Source organism: Rhizobium sp. 57MFTsu3.2 (assembly GCF_012932765.1).
Taxonomy (GTDB): domain Bacteria; phylum Pseudomonadota; class Alphaproteobacteria; order Rhizobiales; family Rhizobiaceae; genus Rhizobium; species Rhizobium altiplani.
The window spans coordinates 1-15,404 of the sequence record NZ_JDWI01000025.1 but is presented as its reverse complement, the minus strand read 5'-3'; the positions used below and the strand labels follow the sequence as shown (position 1 = coordinate 15,404).

Here is a 15,404-nt window from a genome sequence, read left to right as displayed (position 1 = left end):
ACGTGCCCAGACTTGCTTCCCGTGAGTTTAGGTAGCGCTCCTATTCCCGGCGGCCACCCTCTTTCTGGATTTACCTCCAATCTCGTGACGATAGCAGGAGCTTATCATGACACGAACGGTTCATCTTTCCCTGGACATCAACGGACGGCGGCATGATCTCGATGTCGAACCGCGCGTGATGTTGCTCGACGCACTGCGTGAGCAACTTGGCCTTACTGGCACGAAGAAGGGTTGCGACCAGGGGCAGTGCGGCGCATGCACCGTCCACGTCGACGGCAAGCGCGTGCTCGCCTGTCTGACGCTCGCCGCCCAGGTCGAAGGGCGAAGCATCATGACGATCGAAGGACTTGCGCCCGAAAGCGGCGACCTGCATCCGGTACAGACCGCCTTCCTGGAACATGACGCCTTCCAGTGCGGCTATTGCACGCCGGGCCAGATCATGTCGGCCGTCGCCTGCATCCGCGAGGGGCGAGCGGGCTCGGACGACGAGATCCGGGAATACATGGCCGGCAATCTCTGTCGGTGCGGCGCCTATAATCATATCGTGGCGGCGGTCCGCGAAGCGGCGGAGATGGCGTGATGAGGGACTTCAGCTATTTCCGGGCAGGTTCGCTCGACGACGCCCGCCAGCATGCCACGCAGCCAGGCGCGATGCTGCTTGCCGGCGGCACGACGCTTCTCGACCTGGCAAAATGTGGCGTTGCGGAACCCGATTCAGTCGTCGATATCAGTCACCTCTCGGGCCTGTCGCAGATTGCGGCGGATGCTGATGGCGTTGCCATTGGCGCGCTGGCGAAAATGGAAGATGTGGCCCGCAGCCCAGGGATACGGGCCGACTATCCGGCCGTTTCGCAGTCGCTGTTGCTGGCGGCTTCTCCTCAGTTGCGCAATATGGCGACGATAGGCGGCAATCTTCTGCAGCGTACGCGGTGCCCCTATTTCCGTGACCCTGCGACGTTTTCTGCCTGCAACAAGCGCAACCCCGGTTCCGGCTGCTCGGCGATCGGGGGTGTGACCCGTAATCATGCGGTGCTGGGTACCAGCGAGGCGTGCATTGCTGTCTATCCGGGGGATCTCGCCGTTGCGCTGGTTGCACTGGACGCCACGATCGACCTCGGTGGCCGAAAGGTGACTGCTGACGAATTCTTCGTGCTTCCCGGCGACACACCCGATCGTGAAACCGTCCTTGAGCGCGGCGAGATGGTGGTTGCGGTTCTCATTCCGGCTTCGCCAATCGCGAGACATTCGACCTATCTCAAGATCCGGGACCGCCAGTCCTATGAATTCGCAGCCGCAAGCGCTGCCGTCGGTCTCGAGATGGAGCCAGACGGCAGGACGGTCCGCGACATCCGCGTCGCGCTGGGTGGCGTTGCCACCAAGCCCTGGCGTGCTCGGGCGGTCGAGGAGGCTCTGATTGGGAAGCCCCTCGATGCCGGTATCATCGAGAAGGCAAGCAGACTGGCGATGGACGGCGCCATCGCGCATGGCGCCAATCGCTACAAGGTCGAACTCGCGCCGCGCGTCATTGCGCGCGCCATCCTCAATCTGGGAGGTCTTGCATGACCATCATGGAACCCCGAAACAAACGTGGTGATGCTTCCGACGGTACGATCGGCGGTCGCCTCTCGCGCTTCGATGGAAAGCTGAAGATCACCGGTAGCGCTACCTATGCTTTGGAACAGCCAGTCGAGGGCTTGGCCTATGCTGTCCTGGTGCAGAGCCGGATTGCTGCCGGTCGGGTTGTAAAGGTCGACACGACGCGGGCAGAGGCGGCTCCAGGCACGCTACTGGTGCTGACACCCGATGTCGATCTCGGCCTGAAGGTGGCGTCCGACTGGTACGGAAACCGGCCGGACAACCAGCCCTACCATCCCCTTTCGCACAATGTCAGCTTCAACGGTCAGGCGGTTGCTGCCGTGATCGCGGAAACACTGGAGCAGGCAACCGAAGCGGCAAGGTTGGTCGACATCACCTACGAGGAAGGGCCGGCGGTCGTCGATCTCGATGACCCCGATGCCGGAGAAGGAAAGCTGCTCGATGCGCTCACGGTGAGCTGGGGCGATGCCGAGGCCGCGCTCGCCGCCTCCGCGGTGCGTGTCGAGGAAGAGTATCGAACGCCACGCGAATATCACGTGACGATCGAGCCGCATGGCCTGATTGCCAAATGGGACGGTGATCAGCTGACAATCTGGGAACCGAGCCAATGGACGCACGGGATGGCCCGCACCTATGCCGAGTGGTACGGACTGCCCCCTGAAAATGTGCGTATCGTCTCGCCCTTTATCGGTGGTGGCTTCGGCTCCAAGGCAACAGCCTATGCCTATGGCGCCGTAGCAACGGCAGCAGCGCGCAAGCTTGGGCGAGCGGTAAAGCTCGCTGTCGCGCGCCCGCAGACTTTTACGGCCTATGGTGGCCGTGCCGCGACCAGGCAGACAATCGCTCTTGGCGCCAACGCCGATGGCGTGCTGCAGTCCATCGTGCATCGGGGTGCCAGCGAGACAGCGACTTACGCCGATTTTCCCGAGCAGACAAACGCGGCGACGCCCCTGATGTACGCTGTGGAGAATTTCAGCGCGAAGCACAGCATCGTACCTGTCAATACGGTTGTGCCGGGAGCTTTGCGCGCCCCTGGCAAGAATCCAAGCGCCTTTGGCCTGGAAAGCGCCATGGATGAGCTCTCCTACGCGGTCGGGATCGATCCTGTCGAACTCAGGTTGCGCAACTACGCCGAGGCGGACCCACAGTCCGGCAAGCCGTGGTCGACCCGCCGCTTGCGCGAGGCGCTTGCCGAGGGCGGCAAGGCGTTCGGATGGTCACGCCGCAGCTTCGAGCCACGCTCGATGCGAGATGGCAGACAACTGATCGGCTGGGGGGTGGCGTGCGGAACCTTCCCGGTCCTGCGCGCTTCGAGCGAGGCACTGATCCGAATTCTCGCCGATGGTTCGGTGGAAGTCGTCAGTGGCGCGATCGACATGGGACAGGGCACTTACACGATCCTCGCCCAAACCGCGGCTGAAGTGCTCGGTGTTCCGGTCGAAAGCATCAATGTCCGGCTTGGTGACTCATCGCTTCCCGGCGCTACGGTTGCTGGCGGCTCGATGCTTGCCGGCGCAATCACCGGGGCCGTCCACAAGGCAGCATCGGCTGCCCGCGACGAGCTGATCGAGCTTGCCCTCAACGACAGTGCCTCTCCTTTCCGTGATACTGGCGCCAATACGTTGACACTCGCAAGCGGTCGGATTTCAGTGCCTCGCGACGGGGGGCTTTCCGTCTCCATACCGGAGCTGATGACAGCTCTTGGCCGCGACAGCGTTGAGACACGGCGAAACACTCTTCCTGACGGAGAGCAGGGGCCGGAAGGTCACCGGAAAGCCTGGACCACGATGACAAGCATCAAGGGGCCGACTGCGGGCGAGTTCGCCATGCACAGCTGGTGCGCGCATTTTGTGGAAGTGAAGGTGGATGAGGATTTCGGTACCGTCCGTGTCTCCCGAATGGTCTCGGCCTTCGATTGCGGCAGGATCTACAACCCCAAGCTTACCGAAAGCCAATGGCGTGGTGGGATCATCATGGGGATCGGTCAGGCGCTCCTCGAGGAAGGCCTGGTTGACCCGCGCAACGGGCGCGTCATCAACAACAACCTCGGCGACTACCTCGTTGCGACCAATGCCGACATTCCGCCGATCGAGGTAATCTCTGTTGGCATCCCCGACCTCAACGCCTCGGTGCTCGGGGGCAAGGGTGTCGGCGAAGTCGGCATTGTCGGCGTTGCGCCGGCAATCGCCAATGCCGTCTTTCACGCCACCGGCAAGCGGGTTCGCGACCTGCCGATAACGCTTGAGAAGCTGCAGTGACGAGTGGCTTCGTCGGCTTGCGTTCTGCGCAGGCGACGGGCCGTGCAGCGTAAAGCGCGTATGGCGAGTTCCCGCGCATCCTGGCCGGTCGTGAATTCGCACCTACCGGAAGGATGTCGAATGACAACGCTTCGCTGATATCTCAGCATCGACGGCAGCCATTGGCATTCAGGCACATGAAGCCGCTTCAATGCCGCTAACCGCACCGCAAATTTTGAACCCGATCAGCACGCCTTGTTCCCGGAACTGAGCATTTGCTCATCCGTGGAGGTAGATGTCACGCAACGGTTATCTGCGCTCACTATACCGGGCCGCTAACGCTGTCCGTTAGGCGGCTAAAGCGCAGACCGAGGGCCCCACGCGATGCCAGCTTCTAAAAGAGGCGTGCGTCGATGCTCCACTCCTGTCGCCTTGGCCGCGAGACGTGACGGTGCCTGTCACATTGCTGGCAGCCGAGCGTCGCTTCCGGGAGGCGGCACTTTCGACCAGTTGATCTTTACGGAAGGTATTTCCCATGACGAAAATCGTTGGCCATCGCGGAGCACGAAACAAATGGCCCGAAAATTCGATTGAGGGTTTCAGAAGGACCTTGGAACTCCCTGTCGATGCGATCGAATTTGATGTGCATTTGACCGACGCCGGGGAACTCGTCGTCATTCACGACGCCACGCTTGAGCGTACGACCGAGAAAGCGGGCAAGGTCCGGGCTTTGTCACCCTCCGATCATCAGGCGACCCGCCTCAAAGGATCGCAGGAGTCAATCCCGACCCTTGACGAGGTGCTTGCTCTGTTTGCTTCCTCGAGACCCGTCGAGCTTCATGTCGAGCTGAAAGCCGACGCGGATGGAGCGCATTACGAAGGGCTTGAGGCCCTGGCGGCAGCGGCCATTCGACGTCACGGGCTTGCCGGGCGCAGCCTGCTGACAAGCTTCAATCTGGGGGTTCTCGCGCGGTGCCAGGAGGTTGCTCCCGAAATCGGCCGCCTGTGCTCGATCAATGCCAAGTCCGCCGAGGCGCTGGGTGCGGCTGCGACCTTCGCCAAAGCTGCGGAAGTCGCCGGCCTCGTTGCCATCGAGAAGTCGCTGCTGGCCGCAACCTTTCACGACGTTGCCGCGATCGTTTCACGAGATCGTCTCTGCTGCTGGGTGTTGAATGAGCAAGAGGAGATCGAACACTGGCTCGGGCAGGGCGTCGGCTGGATCACCAGCGATGATCCAGCCCTGGCCCTGGCGGTGCGCGCCGGATCGCGGCATTCGGCCGCTTGATCACTTGGGGCCCCTCAGCAATGGCCTGTGCACGCAGACATGCGAACCACCGAATACCTGAATAGCGAACCTATGAGTAATTTGGATCTTCTGATTTTTGATTGCGATGGCGTGCTGATCGATAGCGAACCGATTGCGGCGCGCACGCTTGCGCATGCCATAACCCAGGCCGGCATGGAGATGACGCCGCGCCAGGTGCTCGTCGAGTTTACCGGAAAGTCGGAGGCTGACTTGCGGCGGATTCTGGCCAGCCGCATCCGCGCCGACCTCGATACCGTTTTTGCCGGATGGCATGCCGAAATATTTGCTGCCTTCCGCCGCGACCTTCTGCCGATGGAGGGCATCAGCGCCGTTCTCGATGGGCTCGACGTTGCAAAATGCGTCGCATCGAACAGCACGGTCGAACGCCTCAAAAAGAGCCTGGGCCTTCTCGATCTGTGGCCACGCTTTGCCCCGAACATATTCAGCGCCGAGATGGTCGCCGCCCCAAAGCCCGCGCCGGATCTCATCCGGTTCTGCCTGTCCAAAATGAACGCGAGCAGCGCGCGCAGCATCGTCATCGATGACAGCGCAGCGGGTATTCAGGCGGCAGTTGCTGCCGGTGTACCGGCAATCGGCTTCGTGGCGCCAAACGATCCGCGTTCGGGCCGGCGCGAGGCGCTGTTTGCGGCAGGAGCCGAGGAGGTCGTTCTCGGTGCCAAAGAGCTGCTGCATGTCCTGTGGCGACGAGTCGGCAACCAGCACCAGGCCCGGCCATCGGTCGAGGTGGGTGCGTGACGTCGATCGACGCCGTGACGCAGATGAGGATGAACCAGCGGGGAGGCGGGCGACATGATTGCGAGGCGAGATGATCATGGCAGCCGGCTCGATTTCACGGCCAAGGCTGGCTGGCTTTATTACATAGGGGGGCACAGCCAGGACGAGATCGCGCAGAAGCTCGGCGTTTCCCGGCAAACCGCCCAGCGTCTCGTATCGCGCGCTGTCTCGCAAGGCTTGATCAAGATCCGGCTCGATCATCCGGTTGGCCACTGCATGAGTATGGCAGCAAGGCTGAAGAGCAAGTTTTCGCTGCAGTTCGTGGAAGTCATTCCGTCCGGCGATCAGGCTCAGGGTTTGAGCGGTGGCCTTGCCCAGGCGACGGCTGCCGAAATCGAGCGCCGGTTGGCTTGCGACAAGCCTGCCGTGATCGCCATTGGTACCGGTCACACGTTGAAGGCCGCGATCGAGGAAATGGTGCCCATGGAAGCACACCAGCACAAGATCGTTTCCTTGACAGGCAATATCACCCGCGAAGGCTCGGTCTGGTTCTATAATGTGGTCTTCAAGCTTGCCGACTTGATCACGGCGAAATGCTTTCCGATGCCGGTTCCGGTTATCGCCTCATCGCGACAGGAACGAGCGGTCCTTCACAACCAGCCCGTAATCCGCCAGACACTGTCGCTTGCCGCACGCGCTGACGTTGCCTTTGTCGGCATTGGGGACGTCGGCGTTCAGGCGCCTCTTTTCCTTGATGGTTTCATCCTGAGGGACGAACTGAAGCTCCTGCACCAGGCAGGCGCAGTCGGAGAGATTGTCGGGTGGACTTTCGACAAGGACGGCAAGCTGATTGAAGGCATTACCAACGATCGCGTCGCGAGTGCGCCCATTCCATCCTGCAGCAGGACATTGGTGATCGGCGTGGCGAAGGGTCAACAAAAACTGGCGGCGATCCAGGGTGCCCTGAAGGGGTGCCTGATCAACGGTCTGATGACCGACGAGATTACTGCGCAGAGCCTGCTGGGATCATAAAGGTCGAGGCGCCCGAAAGGGCGACTTGATCGGCGAATTGTGCATCGCTCGCCTTGGCTCGACGAAGAGCCCGTGAACCAAAATCCGGACGGATTGGGGGCGGAATTCGATGCCTGGATAAGCCGAGATAAGTTAACAAATACAGCATCTTAAATGTCACGTAAACTTCATCGTTTCATCAAGAAACCGACATGCAGTCTGCCATAAAACACCGCGACATTATGACCGATCCATTTCCGTCAAAACTTCGTCAAAGGGAGACCTTCATGCTTTCTATCAATCGACGCAACGTCCTGGGGCTGCTTGGCGCAACGGCAGGCACCGCGATTTTGCCACGCTTCGCGTTGAGCCAAGGCAAACGGCCGTCCGTGACGATCGCCGTGCAGAAAATCACCAATAACAACACGCTTGATATCTGGAACGAGCAGTCGAATGTCGGCGAGCGAGTTTTCTTCCCCAACCTCTGGGAAGGTTTGATCCTGCGTGACTGGATGGGCAATCAGGGTCCAGTTGCCGGTCTCGCCACAGAGTGGAAGCGCATCGACGACAAGACGCTGGAACTCAAGCTGCGTCAGGGCGTGAGGTTCCACAACGGCGACGAGTTGACTGCTGACGATGTCGCCTTCAGCTTTTCCTCCCAGCGCGTGTTCGGCAGCACGCAGCCGGCAGGCGGCAAGACGATCTTCGAAAACGACAACAAGCCGACGTCCGTCAAGGAATTGCCGGCAGCGGTACCGGGCGTCGGCCGTCGTCTGTGGCCGGCGCTCGCTGGCGTCGAAGCCGTCGACAAGTACACGGTTCGCTTCCACAACGCGACGCCTGACGTGACGCTCGAAGGCCGCCTCTACGCTTTCGGCAGCCAGATCGCCAATCGTCGCGCCTGGGATGAAGCCGGAACCTATGTCGACTGGGCCCGCAAGCCGGTCACGACAGGTCCTTACATGGTCGCCGAGTTCAAACCCGATGTGTCGCTGACACTCGTGGCCTTCGACGAATATTGGGGCGGTCGCCCGCCGCTCGAACAGATCCGCTTTGTCGAAGTTCCCGAAGTCGCCTCGCGCGTCAACGGTCTGCTTTCCGGTGAATATGATTTCGCCTGCGACCTTCCGCCCGACCAGATCGCAGCCGTTCAGGCGGCTCCTGGCTTCGAGGTGCAGGGTTCGACGATCAACAATCACCGCATCTCGGTCTTCAATATCCAGAATCCGGTCCTCAAGGACCCGCTGGTCCGCCGCGCCATGACGCATTCGATCGACCGCCAGGCGATCGTCGACGCGCTGTGGGCTGGCCAGACGAAGATCCCGGCAGGCCTGCAGTTTCCGTTCTACGGCGACATGTTCGTCGAAGGCTGGTCGGTTCCTGAATACAATCCGGCTCTCGCCCAGGACCTTCTGAAGCAGGCGAACTATAAGGGCGACGCGATCCCCTTCCGCCTGCTCAACAATTACTACACCAACCAGACCGCCAACGGTCAGATCATGGTGGAGATGTGGAAGCAGGTCGGTCTCAATGTCGAGATCGAGATGAAGGAAAACTGGGGCCAGATCCACGATCCGGCAGGCGTCAAGGGGGTCCGCGACTGGTCGGCCTCAGCCAACTTCAACGATCCCGTCTCCTCGATCGTTGCCCAGTTTGGCCCGAACGGCGAAGTCCAGCAGAAGAAGGACTGGTCGAATGCCGAGGTCAACCAGATGTCTCAGATCCTGGAAACCAGCACCGACCGCGGGCAGCGCAAGAAGGCCTTCGCCCGTATGCTCGAGATCTGCGAGCGCGAAGACCCCGTCTACCAGGTCTTGCATCAGAACGCTGTCTTCACCGGCATGAAATCGTCGCTGAAGTGGAAGGCCGCTCCCGCCTTTGCAATGGATTTCCGCGCCAACAACTGGCCGAGCTGATCTCAGCGATGAACCGGATCCGGCGGCGGCGAACCGCCGGATCCATCTCGTTCGTCATGAACGCAACCGCCGACAGGAAGGGTGAGCCGATGAGCACAGCTGCCGCCAAGCTCGTGGAAATGCGCGGGCTGAAAGTCGCTTTCGATAGCGTGCAGGTACTGCATGGGATCGATCTCGACATTGCAAAAGGCGAGGCCGTCGGCCTGGTCGGTGAATCGGGCTGCGGCAAGTCGGTGACATGGCTTGCGGCGCTGGGTCTGTTGCCCGGCAAGGCGAGCGTCATGGGATCGGTCAAAATCGACGGGCAGGAATTACTCGCCGCGCCTCGTTCCGCGCTGGAGCAAGTCCGAGGCGGACGCGTCGCGATGATTTTCCAGGACCCGTCAAGCTCTCTCAATCCGGTTCTGAAGATCGGGCGCCAGATCACCGAGGCGCTTCTCATTCACCGCGGCCTTCGCGGCGAGGCGGCAAAGACTGAAGCATGGCGGCTCATGGATATGGTCGGCATCCCGGATGTGCGGCGCCGTTTTGACCTTTATCCGCATGAATTTTCAGGCGGACAGTGCCAGCGGTTGATGATTGCGATGGCCCTTGCCGGCGAGCCGGATCTGCTGATCGCCGACGAGCCGACGACAGCGCTCGACGCGACAATCCAGGCGCAAATCCTGGACCTGTTGACCTCTCTCAGGACCGAGACGGGCATGGCGACCGTTTTCATCAGCCACGACCTCGGCGCGGTGTCGCAGGTTTGCGAGCGAGTATGCGTCATGTATGCCGGGCGCATTGTCGAGGAAGGGATGGTGGACGAGCTTTTCGCTGAGCCACGCCATCCTTACACCCGCGGTCTCTTCGATGCCATTCCAAGTATCGATGGTCCGCGGCAACGTTTGATCCCGATCACAGGGACTGTGCCGGATCCACGGAACCTGCCCAAAGGATGCTCCTTTTCGCCGCGCTGTCCTCGCGCTGTCGAGGCATGCAGTCACGAGTTGCCTCCGCTTGTTTCGATCGGCCGTGGACGCCAGCTCGCATGTGCTCGGCCGGTCCCGCCAGCCGCGATTGCCGCCGAGACGAGAGACCGCATCGCAGAGGGGATGATGCATTGACGCCGTTGATCGAAGTCCGCGACCTCGTTCGCATCTACCATGTCCGCCGTGGACTGTTAGGTCGCCCGACACCGGTGCGCGCCGTCGACGGTATCTCGCTGGCCGTGATGCCCGGCGAGACCCTTGGCATCGTCGGAGAGTCTGGCTCGGGAAAATCGACGCTCGGGCGTATGCTGCTCGGGATCGACGCCGCACAGGAAGGCGAGGTCGTGTTCGATGGCAAGCCCATGCCGGAAAGCAGAACCCCGGAGTGGCGCAAGCTGCGGGCAAAGATGCAACTTGTCTACCAGGATCCGCTCGCAGCCCTCGACCGACGCCTGACGATTGCCACGCAGCTGTCCGAACCGCTGGAAATCCACCGGCTGATCCCAAGGGAACATCGCGCCGCACGGGTTGCCGAACTCATGAACGCGGTTGGCCTTCGGCCGGATCAGGCCCCACGCTTCCCGCACGAATTGTCAGGTGGTCAACGCCAGCGCGCCGTGATTGCGCGCGCAATCGCTTCCCGCCCGAAGCTTCTGGTGTGCGACGAACCGGTTTCGGCACTCGACGTCTCTATCCAGGCCCAGATCATCAACATGCTTCGCGATCTTCAGCAGCAACACAGCATCGCAATGGTGTTCATCAGCCATGACCTCAAGGTGGTGCGCAACATGGCCGATAAGGTTGCCGTCATGTATCTCGGCCGTGTCGTCGAAGAGGCATCGGCTGACGTGATCTTCCACTCGCCGATGCATCCCTACACGCGCGCTCTGGTATCGAGCGTACCGCGTGCGGGCATCCCGCTGCAAGGACGCACGATCCTTCAGGGCGAGCCGCCCAATCCGGCAAACCGACCGTCAGGCTGTGCCTTTCATCCGCGCTGCCCGCTGGCGCGCGATCGATGCCGTATCGACGCGCCTCAGCTTAAGACCATCGGACACGGGCGGACAGTGGCCTGCCACGTGACAGCGGGCGAAGACGCCCGGATTGCAGCATAGGGAATGTTCAGATGATCCGCTTCGTTCTCGTGCGGTTGTTCCGGGCGCTGATCACGATCCTCGCTGTCGTGACGTTTGCCTTCGTCGTTTTGCGCATGTCGGGCGATCCGGCGCAGGTCATGCTAGGACCCGACGTGCCGCAGGATTCCATCGACGCCTTCAGAAAGGCGTGGGGTCTCGATCAGCCGCTCTGGATCCAGTATATCGCTTATCTCAAATCGATATTCACCGGCGATTTTGGCGTGTCGATGCGCGATAAGGCGTCAGCTCTGCGTCTCGTCATGGAGCGCGTTCCGGCCACCCTGCAACTGACGGTGCCGGCGTTGATCCTGAAACTTGTGATCGGCATTCCAGCAGGCGTCTACGCCGCGCTGCATCGGCAGAGTTTTGCCGATCGCGGGGTCATCCTTCTGGCGATCTTTGGCTTCACAATTCCCTCCTTCGTGATGGGGCTCGTGCTGGTTCTGATTTTCTCCGTCATGCTCGGGCTTCTGCCATCCGGCGGTCAGGACACGTGGATGCATGGCATCCTGCCGACGATCACGATGAGCATTGGGGGGATCGGCATCCTTGCCCGCTTTTCGCGCAGCGCCATGATCGAGGTGATGGGGCAGCCCTATATCCGGACGGCGTCTGCCAAGGGGCTGAAGTGGCGCGACGTCGTCTGGAGCCACGCGCTGCCCAATGCCGCCGTCCCGATCGTCACCATCGTCGGCTTCATGGTCGGATCGCTGATCGCGGGTGCCGTTGTCGTGGAGTCGATCTTCTCCTGGCCGGGCATCGGTCGTTTGCTAGTCGTGTCTGTCAGCAATCGAGATCTGGCGGTCGTTCAATGCATTCTCCTGATCATCGCAGCCACGATGGTCGTCTCCAACCTTGTTGTCGATCTGCTCTATGGCTGGCTCGATCCGCGGTTGCGCTCTCACACAGGACATTGAGGAAAGAAGCATGGCTAATGTCGAACTTGGTGAAGCGCGGACCGTCCGAATGGCAAATGGCAGGACGTCGCGGCTGCTGCAAACCGTACCGCCGCTCGTTTTCCTTGGCATTATGTGGCTTCTCACAATGGTGGTGGTTGCTGCCTTCGCCGACCACATGCGGCCCTATAATATTACCGCCATGGACCTCACCAGCCGGCTTTCTGCACCCGGCTCCAGCAAACATTGGCTTGGCACAGACGAGCTGGGTCGCGACGTTCTCTCGCGCCTGATCCAGTCGATCCGCCTCTCGTTGATCATCGCCTTTGGCGCGACGCTTCTATCAGCAGTCTTTGGCACGCTTCTCGGCTTCGCCGCTGCCCGTTTTCGCGGCGCAGTCGAGCACGTCGTGCTCGTGCTGGCGGACTTCCAGGCGGCCTTGCCTTTCCTGATCATGTCGCTTGCCGTACTCGCCTTTTTCGGCTCATCCATGGTGCTCTTGGTTTGCCTCATGGGCTTCTATGGCTGGGAGCGTTATGCCCGCATTGCTCGCGGCCTGGCCATTGCCGCTGGCGCGCAGGGCTATGCGGCGGCAGTTGTGCAGCTCGGCGCGACCCCGACGCGGGTCTATCTCCGCCACATCCTGCCCAATGTCGCTTCGACCCTCATCGTCTCGATGACGCTGACCTTTCCGGAGATCATCCTGATGGAAAGCGGCCTGTCGTTCCTCGGGCTGGGTGTCCAGCCGCCCGAGACCAGTCTTGGCAACATGGTCGGCTTCGGACGGGAATACCTGACGCGTGCCCCCTGGATCATGCTGGCACCAGCCACGGTCATCATGCTGACGACGCTTTCGATCTCGCTTGCCGGCGACTGGCTTCGCGACAAGCTGGACCCGACCGTCAGTTGAGGCGGACGCAGGGCTCACGTGTCGCAAGCCAGACCTCTCCATTCTGCGGCGACACCGCCGCAGTTCACACACCCTCAACAAAGGACATGCCCATGAGCAATATCATCTCGACCGGCTTCAATTCCGGTTCCACCGACGGAGAACTCGACAGCCTCGAAGCCGATCTGCGCCGCCTTGCTGGCCTCGGTGTGGAGACCGTCGAACTCGGCCTGACGACCATCGACCTGATCGCCGGTGGCCGCGTCGTCAAGGATCGCGCAGAACGCCTGGCCGCACTGACCACCCAGTTTCCATTCCGCTACACGGTCCATGGGCTCGTATCGTCCAACTTCATGGATCCGGCAACCGCACGCTATCAGATCGATGCCGCCAAGGCGCTCGTCGAGGTCTGCGATCGGATCGGTGCAAGGGTGATCGTACAGCATGGCGGCCACTTGCGCGCCGACCAGCTGTTCGAGCGCGCCACGGCTGATCAGCGCGAACGCGAGGCTCTGTTCGAGCTGGCTGAACATGCCAAACGCTACGACGTGCGCATCGCCTTCGAAAACATCTTCACCACGGAACCGGGCCAGTACCGTCAGACGCCGGCCGAGGTTGCCGCGACGGTTAACGCGGTCGGCCATCCGAACCTGGTGGCGCTGATCGACTTCAGTCATGCCTATATAGAGGCGACCTATCGCGGCCTGAACTTCCGCGAACAGATCCGCGCCATGGCGCCCGTTGCCGGCCACCTGCACGTCCATGATTCCTTCGGTCGTCCGCAGGCCTTCTACAAGCCCTATCATCTTCAGGAATCGACCGCGCTCGGCATCGGCGACCTGCACATGCCACTTGGCTGGGGTGACATTGATTGGGAGGATATTTTCAGCGAGCTTGAGTTCCTGCCCGGCACCGTTCTGATGATGGAAATCGGCGCCCGCTATCGCAACGAGCAGAGCGCATCGCTTGAGCGCGCAAAGGGTCTCATTGCATTGAACCGCAGCCGCACTGCCGTAGCTGCGGAATAACGGCCGCGAGACGGGCGTCACTACTGGCGACTACATCTCGAGAAGATTGAACTGGGAGGCACACATGAGAAATCCAGATGGCCGCCCAGTATTCCGAGTTGGCTGGCGGCCTGCCCCGGAGCCTCAAGGCGCCTTCATCTCGTGCTATGGTTATGCAAACAATGGAGCCAGCGGCGACCCCGAGTGTGCTATGGCATGAGCGCCGATTAAAACAGGGAGGTTCATGAGAGGGTCGAACCTCCCTGCCACTATTTCTGAAGTGAAGTCTCGTTGGCGGCGGGGGATCCGCGAGACGAAGGCTTCGCTCCGTCACATCCCAGGTTGCGACGCTCCTAATATACACTTACTCGCAAAGGTTTCTATCCGCGCAAAAGTACTAAGCAGCTAGTATAAATCATTGCCCCATCTTCCGTTTGTCCCGCTTCGGTGGAAGCTCGAAATGCTCTAGGCTTGCGTCCATGCTGATTGGCTGCTTTCGCAGCCATGACGTTGTGGTGCCCCGACCTAAATTCCGGCAGAAGTGGGAGATTCCGGGAAGGGGTCCAGCCGACCACGGAACCTCCCTGTCTCTCCATGGGAGGCAGACACAGAAAAATTACACCAACCACTAATATAAGTCATCGACAAAATACACGCCGGAACCTCAGTGTTGTGGTTCGAGCGCTCTCGCTGCGGGTTGCGCTATGAGGCCGGCTCCGGAAGCTCCGAGGGGTTTACACACGAGGGGCGTGCCGGAGCATTCCGGTGTCCGGTGGGGTTGGACGGCACAAGTTATGCGGGATTGGGCTGGCTTGAACAGTCGGACAAAGGTCCTGAAGCCACCAGACCCGAGTCCGATCCATCTCGGACTTAGGTCCGATGTTCAGGAACAACGCTAATGACGTATTAAGACCGAAGCGTGAGACACCGCCTTACCAACGTCTATGCGCAAACCGGAATGGGAATAAGACATGAAGAAGCTCGCTATCGCAGCGCTGGCGTTCGCGACTACGCTGTCAGCGTCGCCGGCATTCTCTCAGATCTACTTTGAGTATGGCAGCGGCCCTCGCTACTACGATGATCCGCCAGCCCCGCGGTACTATCGCTCTTCACCACGCTACGTGTACGATGACGACTACGATGGCCCGGGATATCGCGACGCCCAACGCTGCTGGACACAGAGGTACTACGGATACCGCCACGGCCACCGGGTTGTGCGATACAGGAACGTCTGCGACTAGGCGCTGGCCTGGCCCCTCGATCATATCATCGTCGGTTCGGGATCAGGGTCGATCTCGTCGATGATGTCCGCCGTATCGTTCCTTGGCGAGCCGACCTTTCTGTCGACCGGCCACATCTTCATCAGTTCGGCGGGGAAGGGCCTCATGAGGTCGTCCGGGTCTGGCTCCGGTGATAGCCACCGGTCGTAATCGCCTCGATGCAGGATGACGGGCATTCGGTCATGGATTGTCGCCATCATCTCGTTTGGTGGGCACGTAATGGCCGCGAAATTGCGGATCTCAACGCCGGTGGTTGGATCTCGCCATGTGTCCCATATGCCGGCGAGCGCGAATGGGCTGTCATCGGCCATGGCAATCGCGTNGGGCTGCTTGTTCTTGCCCGTCCCGTAGATGTCCTTCCATTCGAAGTAGCCGTTGATTGGCACGAGGCACCGACGTAATCGATACGCCGACTTGAACAGGC

13 protein-coding genes are annotated in these 15,404 nt (G+C 60.9%); 12 read left to right on the top strand and 1 reads right to left on the bottom strand.

Going from position 1 to position 15,404, the window contains the following annotated elements; all coding sequences use genetic code 11:
• The first annotated feature begins 106 nt into the window (after positions 1-106).
• The 12 genes from AF71_RS22715 (at position 107) to AF71_RS22660 (ending at position 13,721) form a co-directional block, all read left to right on the top strand.
• A complete protein-coding gene (locus tag AF71_RS22715) occupies positions 107-580 on the top strand; it encodes a (2Fe-2S)-binding protein (RefSeq protein ID WP_169683217.1) in 474 nt (157 codons plus the stop codon).
• Positions 580-1,563 (top strand): xanthine dehydrogenase family protein subunit M, encoded by a 984-nt coding sequence (locus AF71_RS22710; protein WP_169683215.1) that lies wholly within the window; start codon positions 580-582, stop codon positions 1,561-1,563. The genes AF71_RS22715 and AF71_RS22710 overlap by 1 nt, the downstream gene beginning before the upstream one ends.
• Positions 1,560-3,854, top strand: coding sequence for a xanthine dehydrogenase family protein molybdopterin-binding subunit (locus AF71_RS22705; RefSeq protein ID WP_169683213.1), 2,295 nt, complete (start codon positions 1,560-1,562; stop codon positions 3,852-3,854). The genes AF71_RS22710 and AF71_RS22705 overlap by 4 nt, the downstream gene beginning before the upstream one ends.
• 514 nt (positions 3,855-4,368) lie before the next feature.
• Positions 4,369-5,118: a glycerophosphodiester phosphodiesterase family protein gene (locus tag AF71_RS22700; RefSeq protein WP_169683211.1), complete on the top strand. Its 750-nt coding sequence runs from the start codon at positions 4,369-4,371 to the stop codon at positions 5,116-5,118.
• 72 nt (positions 5,119-5,190) lie between these two features.
• Complete coding sequence (locus tag AF71_RS22695) at positions 5,191-5,895, top strand: HAD-IA family hydrolase (RefSeq protein ID WP_169683209.1); 705 nt, start codon at positions 5,191-5,193, stop codon at positions 5,893-5,895.
• A gap of 54 nt (positions 5,896-5,949) precedes the next feature.
• Positions 5,950-6,906 (top strand): sugar-binding transcriptional regulator, encoded by a 957-nt coding sequence (locus AF71_RS22690; protein ID WP_169683208.1) that lies wholly within the window; start codon positions 5,950-5,952, stop codon positions 6,904-6,906.
• A gap of 266 nt (positions 6,907-7,172) precedes the next feature.
• Positions 7,173-8,801 carry an ABC transporter substrate-binding protein gene (locus AF71_RS22685; RefSeq protein ID WP_169683206.1) on the top strand — a complete coding sequence of 543 codons (1,629 nt, stop codon included), beginning with the start codon at positions 7,173-7,175 and terminating at the stop codon, positions 8,799-8,801.
• Positions 8,802-8,890: 89 nt separating this feature from the next.
• Complete coding sequence (locus AF71_RS22680; RefSeq protein ID WP_169683204.1) at positions 8,891-9,907, top strand: ABC transporter ATP-binding protein; 1,017 nt, start codon at positions 8,891-8,893, stop codon at positions 9,905-9,907.
• The gene (locus tag AF71_RS22675) at positions 9,904-10,887 is read left to right on the top strand and encodes an oligopeptide/dipeptide ABC transporter ATP-binding protein (protein ID WP_169683202.1); all 984 of its coding nucleotides are present in this window, start codon (positions 9,904-9,906) and stop codon (positions 10,885-10,887) included. The genes AF71_RS22680 and AF71_RS22675 overlap by 4 nt, the downstream gene beginning before the upstream one ends.
• Positions 10,888-10,898: 11 nt before the next feature.
• On the top strand, positions 10,899-11,825 hold the full coding sequence (locus AF71_RS22670) for an ABC transporter permease (RefSeq protein WP_169683199.1): 927 nt from the start codon (positions 10,899-10,901) through the stop codon (positions 11,823-11,825).
• 10 nt (positions 11,826-11,835) lie between these two features.
• Positions 11,836-12,714: an ABC transporter permease gene (locus tag AF71_RS22665; protein ID WP_169683197.1), complete on the top strand. Its 879-nt coding sequence runs from the start codon at positions 11,836-11,838 to the stop codon at positions 12,712-12,714.
• A gap of 92 nt (positions 12,715-12,806) precedes the next feature.
• On the top strand, positions 12,807-13,721 hold the full coding sequence (locus AF71_RS22660; protein WP_169683195.1) for a TIM barrel protein: 915 nt from the start codon (positions 12,807-12,809) through the stop codon (positions 13,719-13,721).
• 1,240 nt (positions 13,722-14,961) lie between these two features.
• Here the strand turns inward: AF71_RS22660 and AF71_RS22650 are convergent.
• The coding region (locus AF71_RS22650; protein WP_169683192.1) for an SOS response-associated peptidase at positions 14,962-15,404 on the bottom strand (443 nt) is incomplete at its 5' end.

What these genes read in the sequence shown, in the direction of transcription:
- AF71_RS22715 (WP_169683217.1), top strand. Translation starts at nt 107, where the DNA reads ATGACACGAACGGTTCATCTTTCCCTGGACATCAACGGACGGCGGCAT.
- AF71_RS22710 (WP_169683215.1), top strand. Translation starts at nt 580, where the DNA reads ATGAGGGACTTCAGCTATTTCCGGGCAGGTTCGCTCGACGACGCCCGC.
- AF71_RS22705 (WP_169683213.1), top strand. Translation starts at nt 1,560, where the DNA reads ATGACCATCATGGAACCCCGAAACAAACGTGGTGATGCTTCCGACGGT.
- AF71_RS22700 (WP_169683211.1), top strand. Translation starts at nt 4,369, where the DNA reads ATGACGAAAATCGTTGGCCATCGCGGAGCACGAAACAAATGGCCCGAA.
- AF71_RS22695 (WP_169683209.1), top strand. Translation starts at nt 5,191, where the DNA reads ATGAGTAATTTGGATCTTCTGATTTTTGATTGCGATGGCGTGCTGATC.
- AF71_RS22690 (WP_169683208.1), top strand. Translation starts at nt 5,950, where the DNA reads ATGATTGCGAGGCGAGATGATCATGGCAGCCGGCTCGATTTCACGGCC.
- AF71_RS22685 (WP_169683206.1), top strand. Translation starts at nt 7,173, where the DNA reads ATGCTTTCTATCAATCGACGCAACGTCCTGGGGCTGCTTGGCGCAACG.
- AF71_RS22680 (WP_169683204.1), top strand. Translation starts at nt 8,891, where the DNA reads ATGAGCACAGCTGCCGCCAAGCTCGTGGAAATGCGCGGGCTGAAAGTC.
- AF71_RS22670 (WP_169683199.1), top strand. Translation starts at nt 10,899, where the DNA reads ATGATCCGCTTCGTTCTCGTGCGGTTGTTCCGGGCGCTGATCACGATC.
- AF71_RS22665 (WP_169683197.1), top strand. Translation starts at nt 11,836, where the DNA reads ATGGCTAATGTCGAACTTGGTGAAGCGCGGACCGTCCGAATGGCAAAT.
- AF71_RS22660 (WP_169683195.1), top strand. Translation starts at nt 12,807, where the DNA reads ATGAGCAATATCATCTCGACCGGCTTCAATTCCGGTTCCACCGACGGA.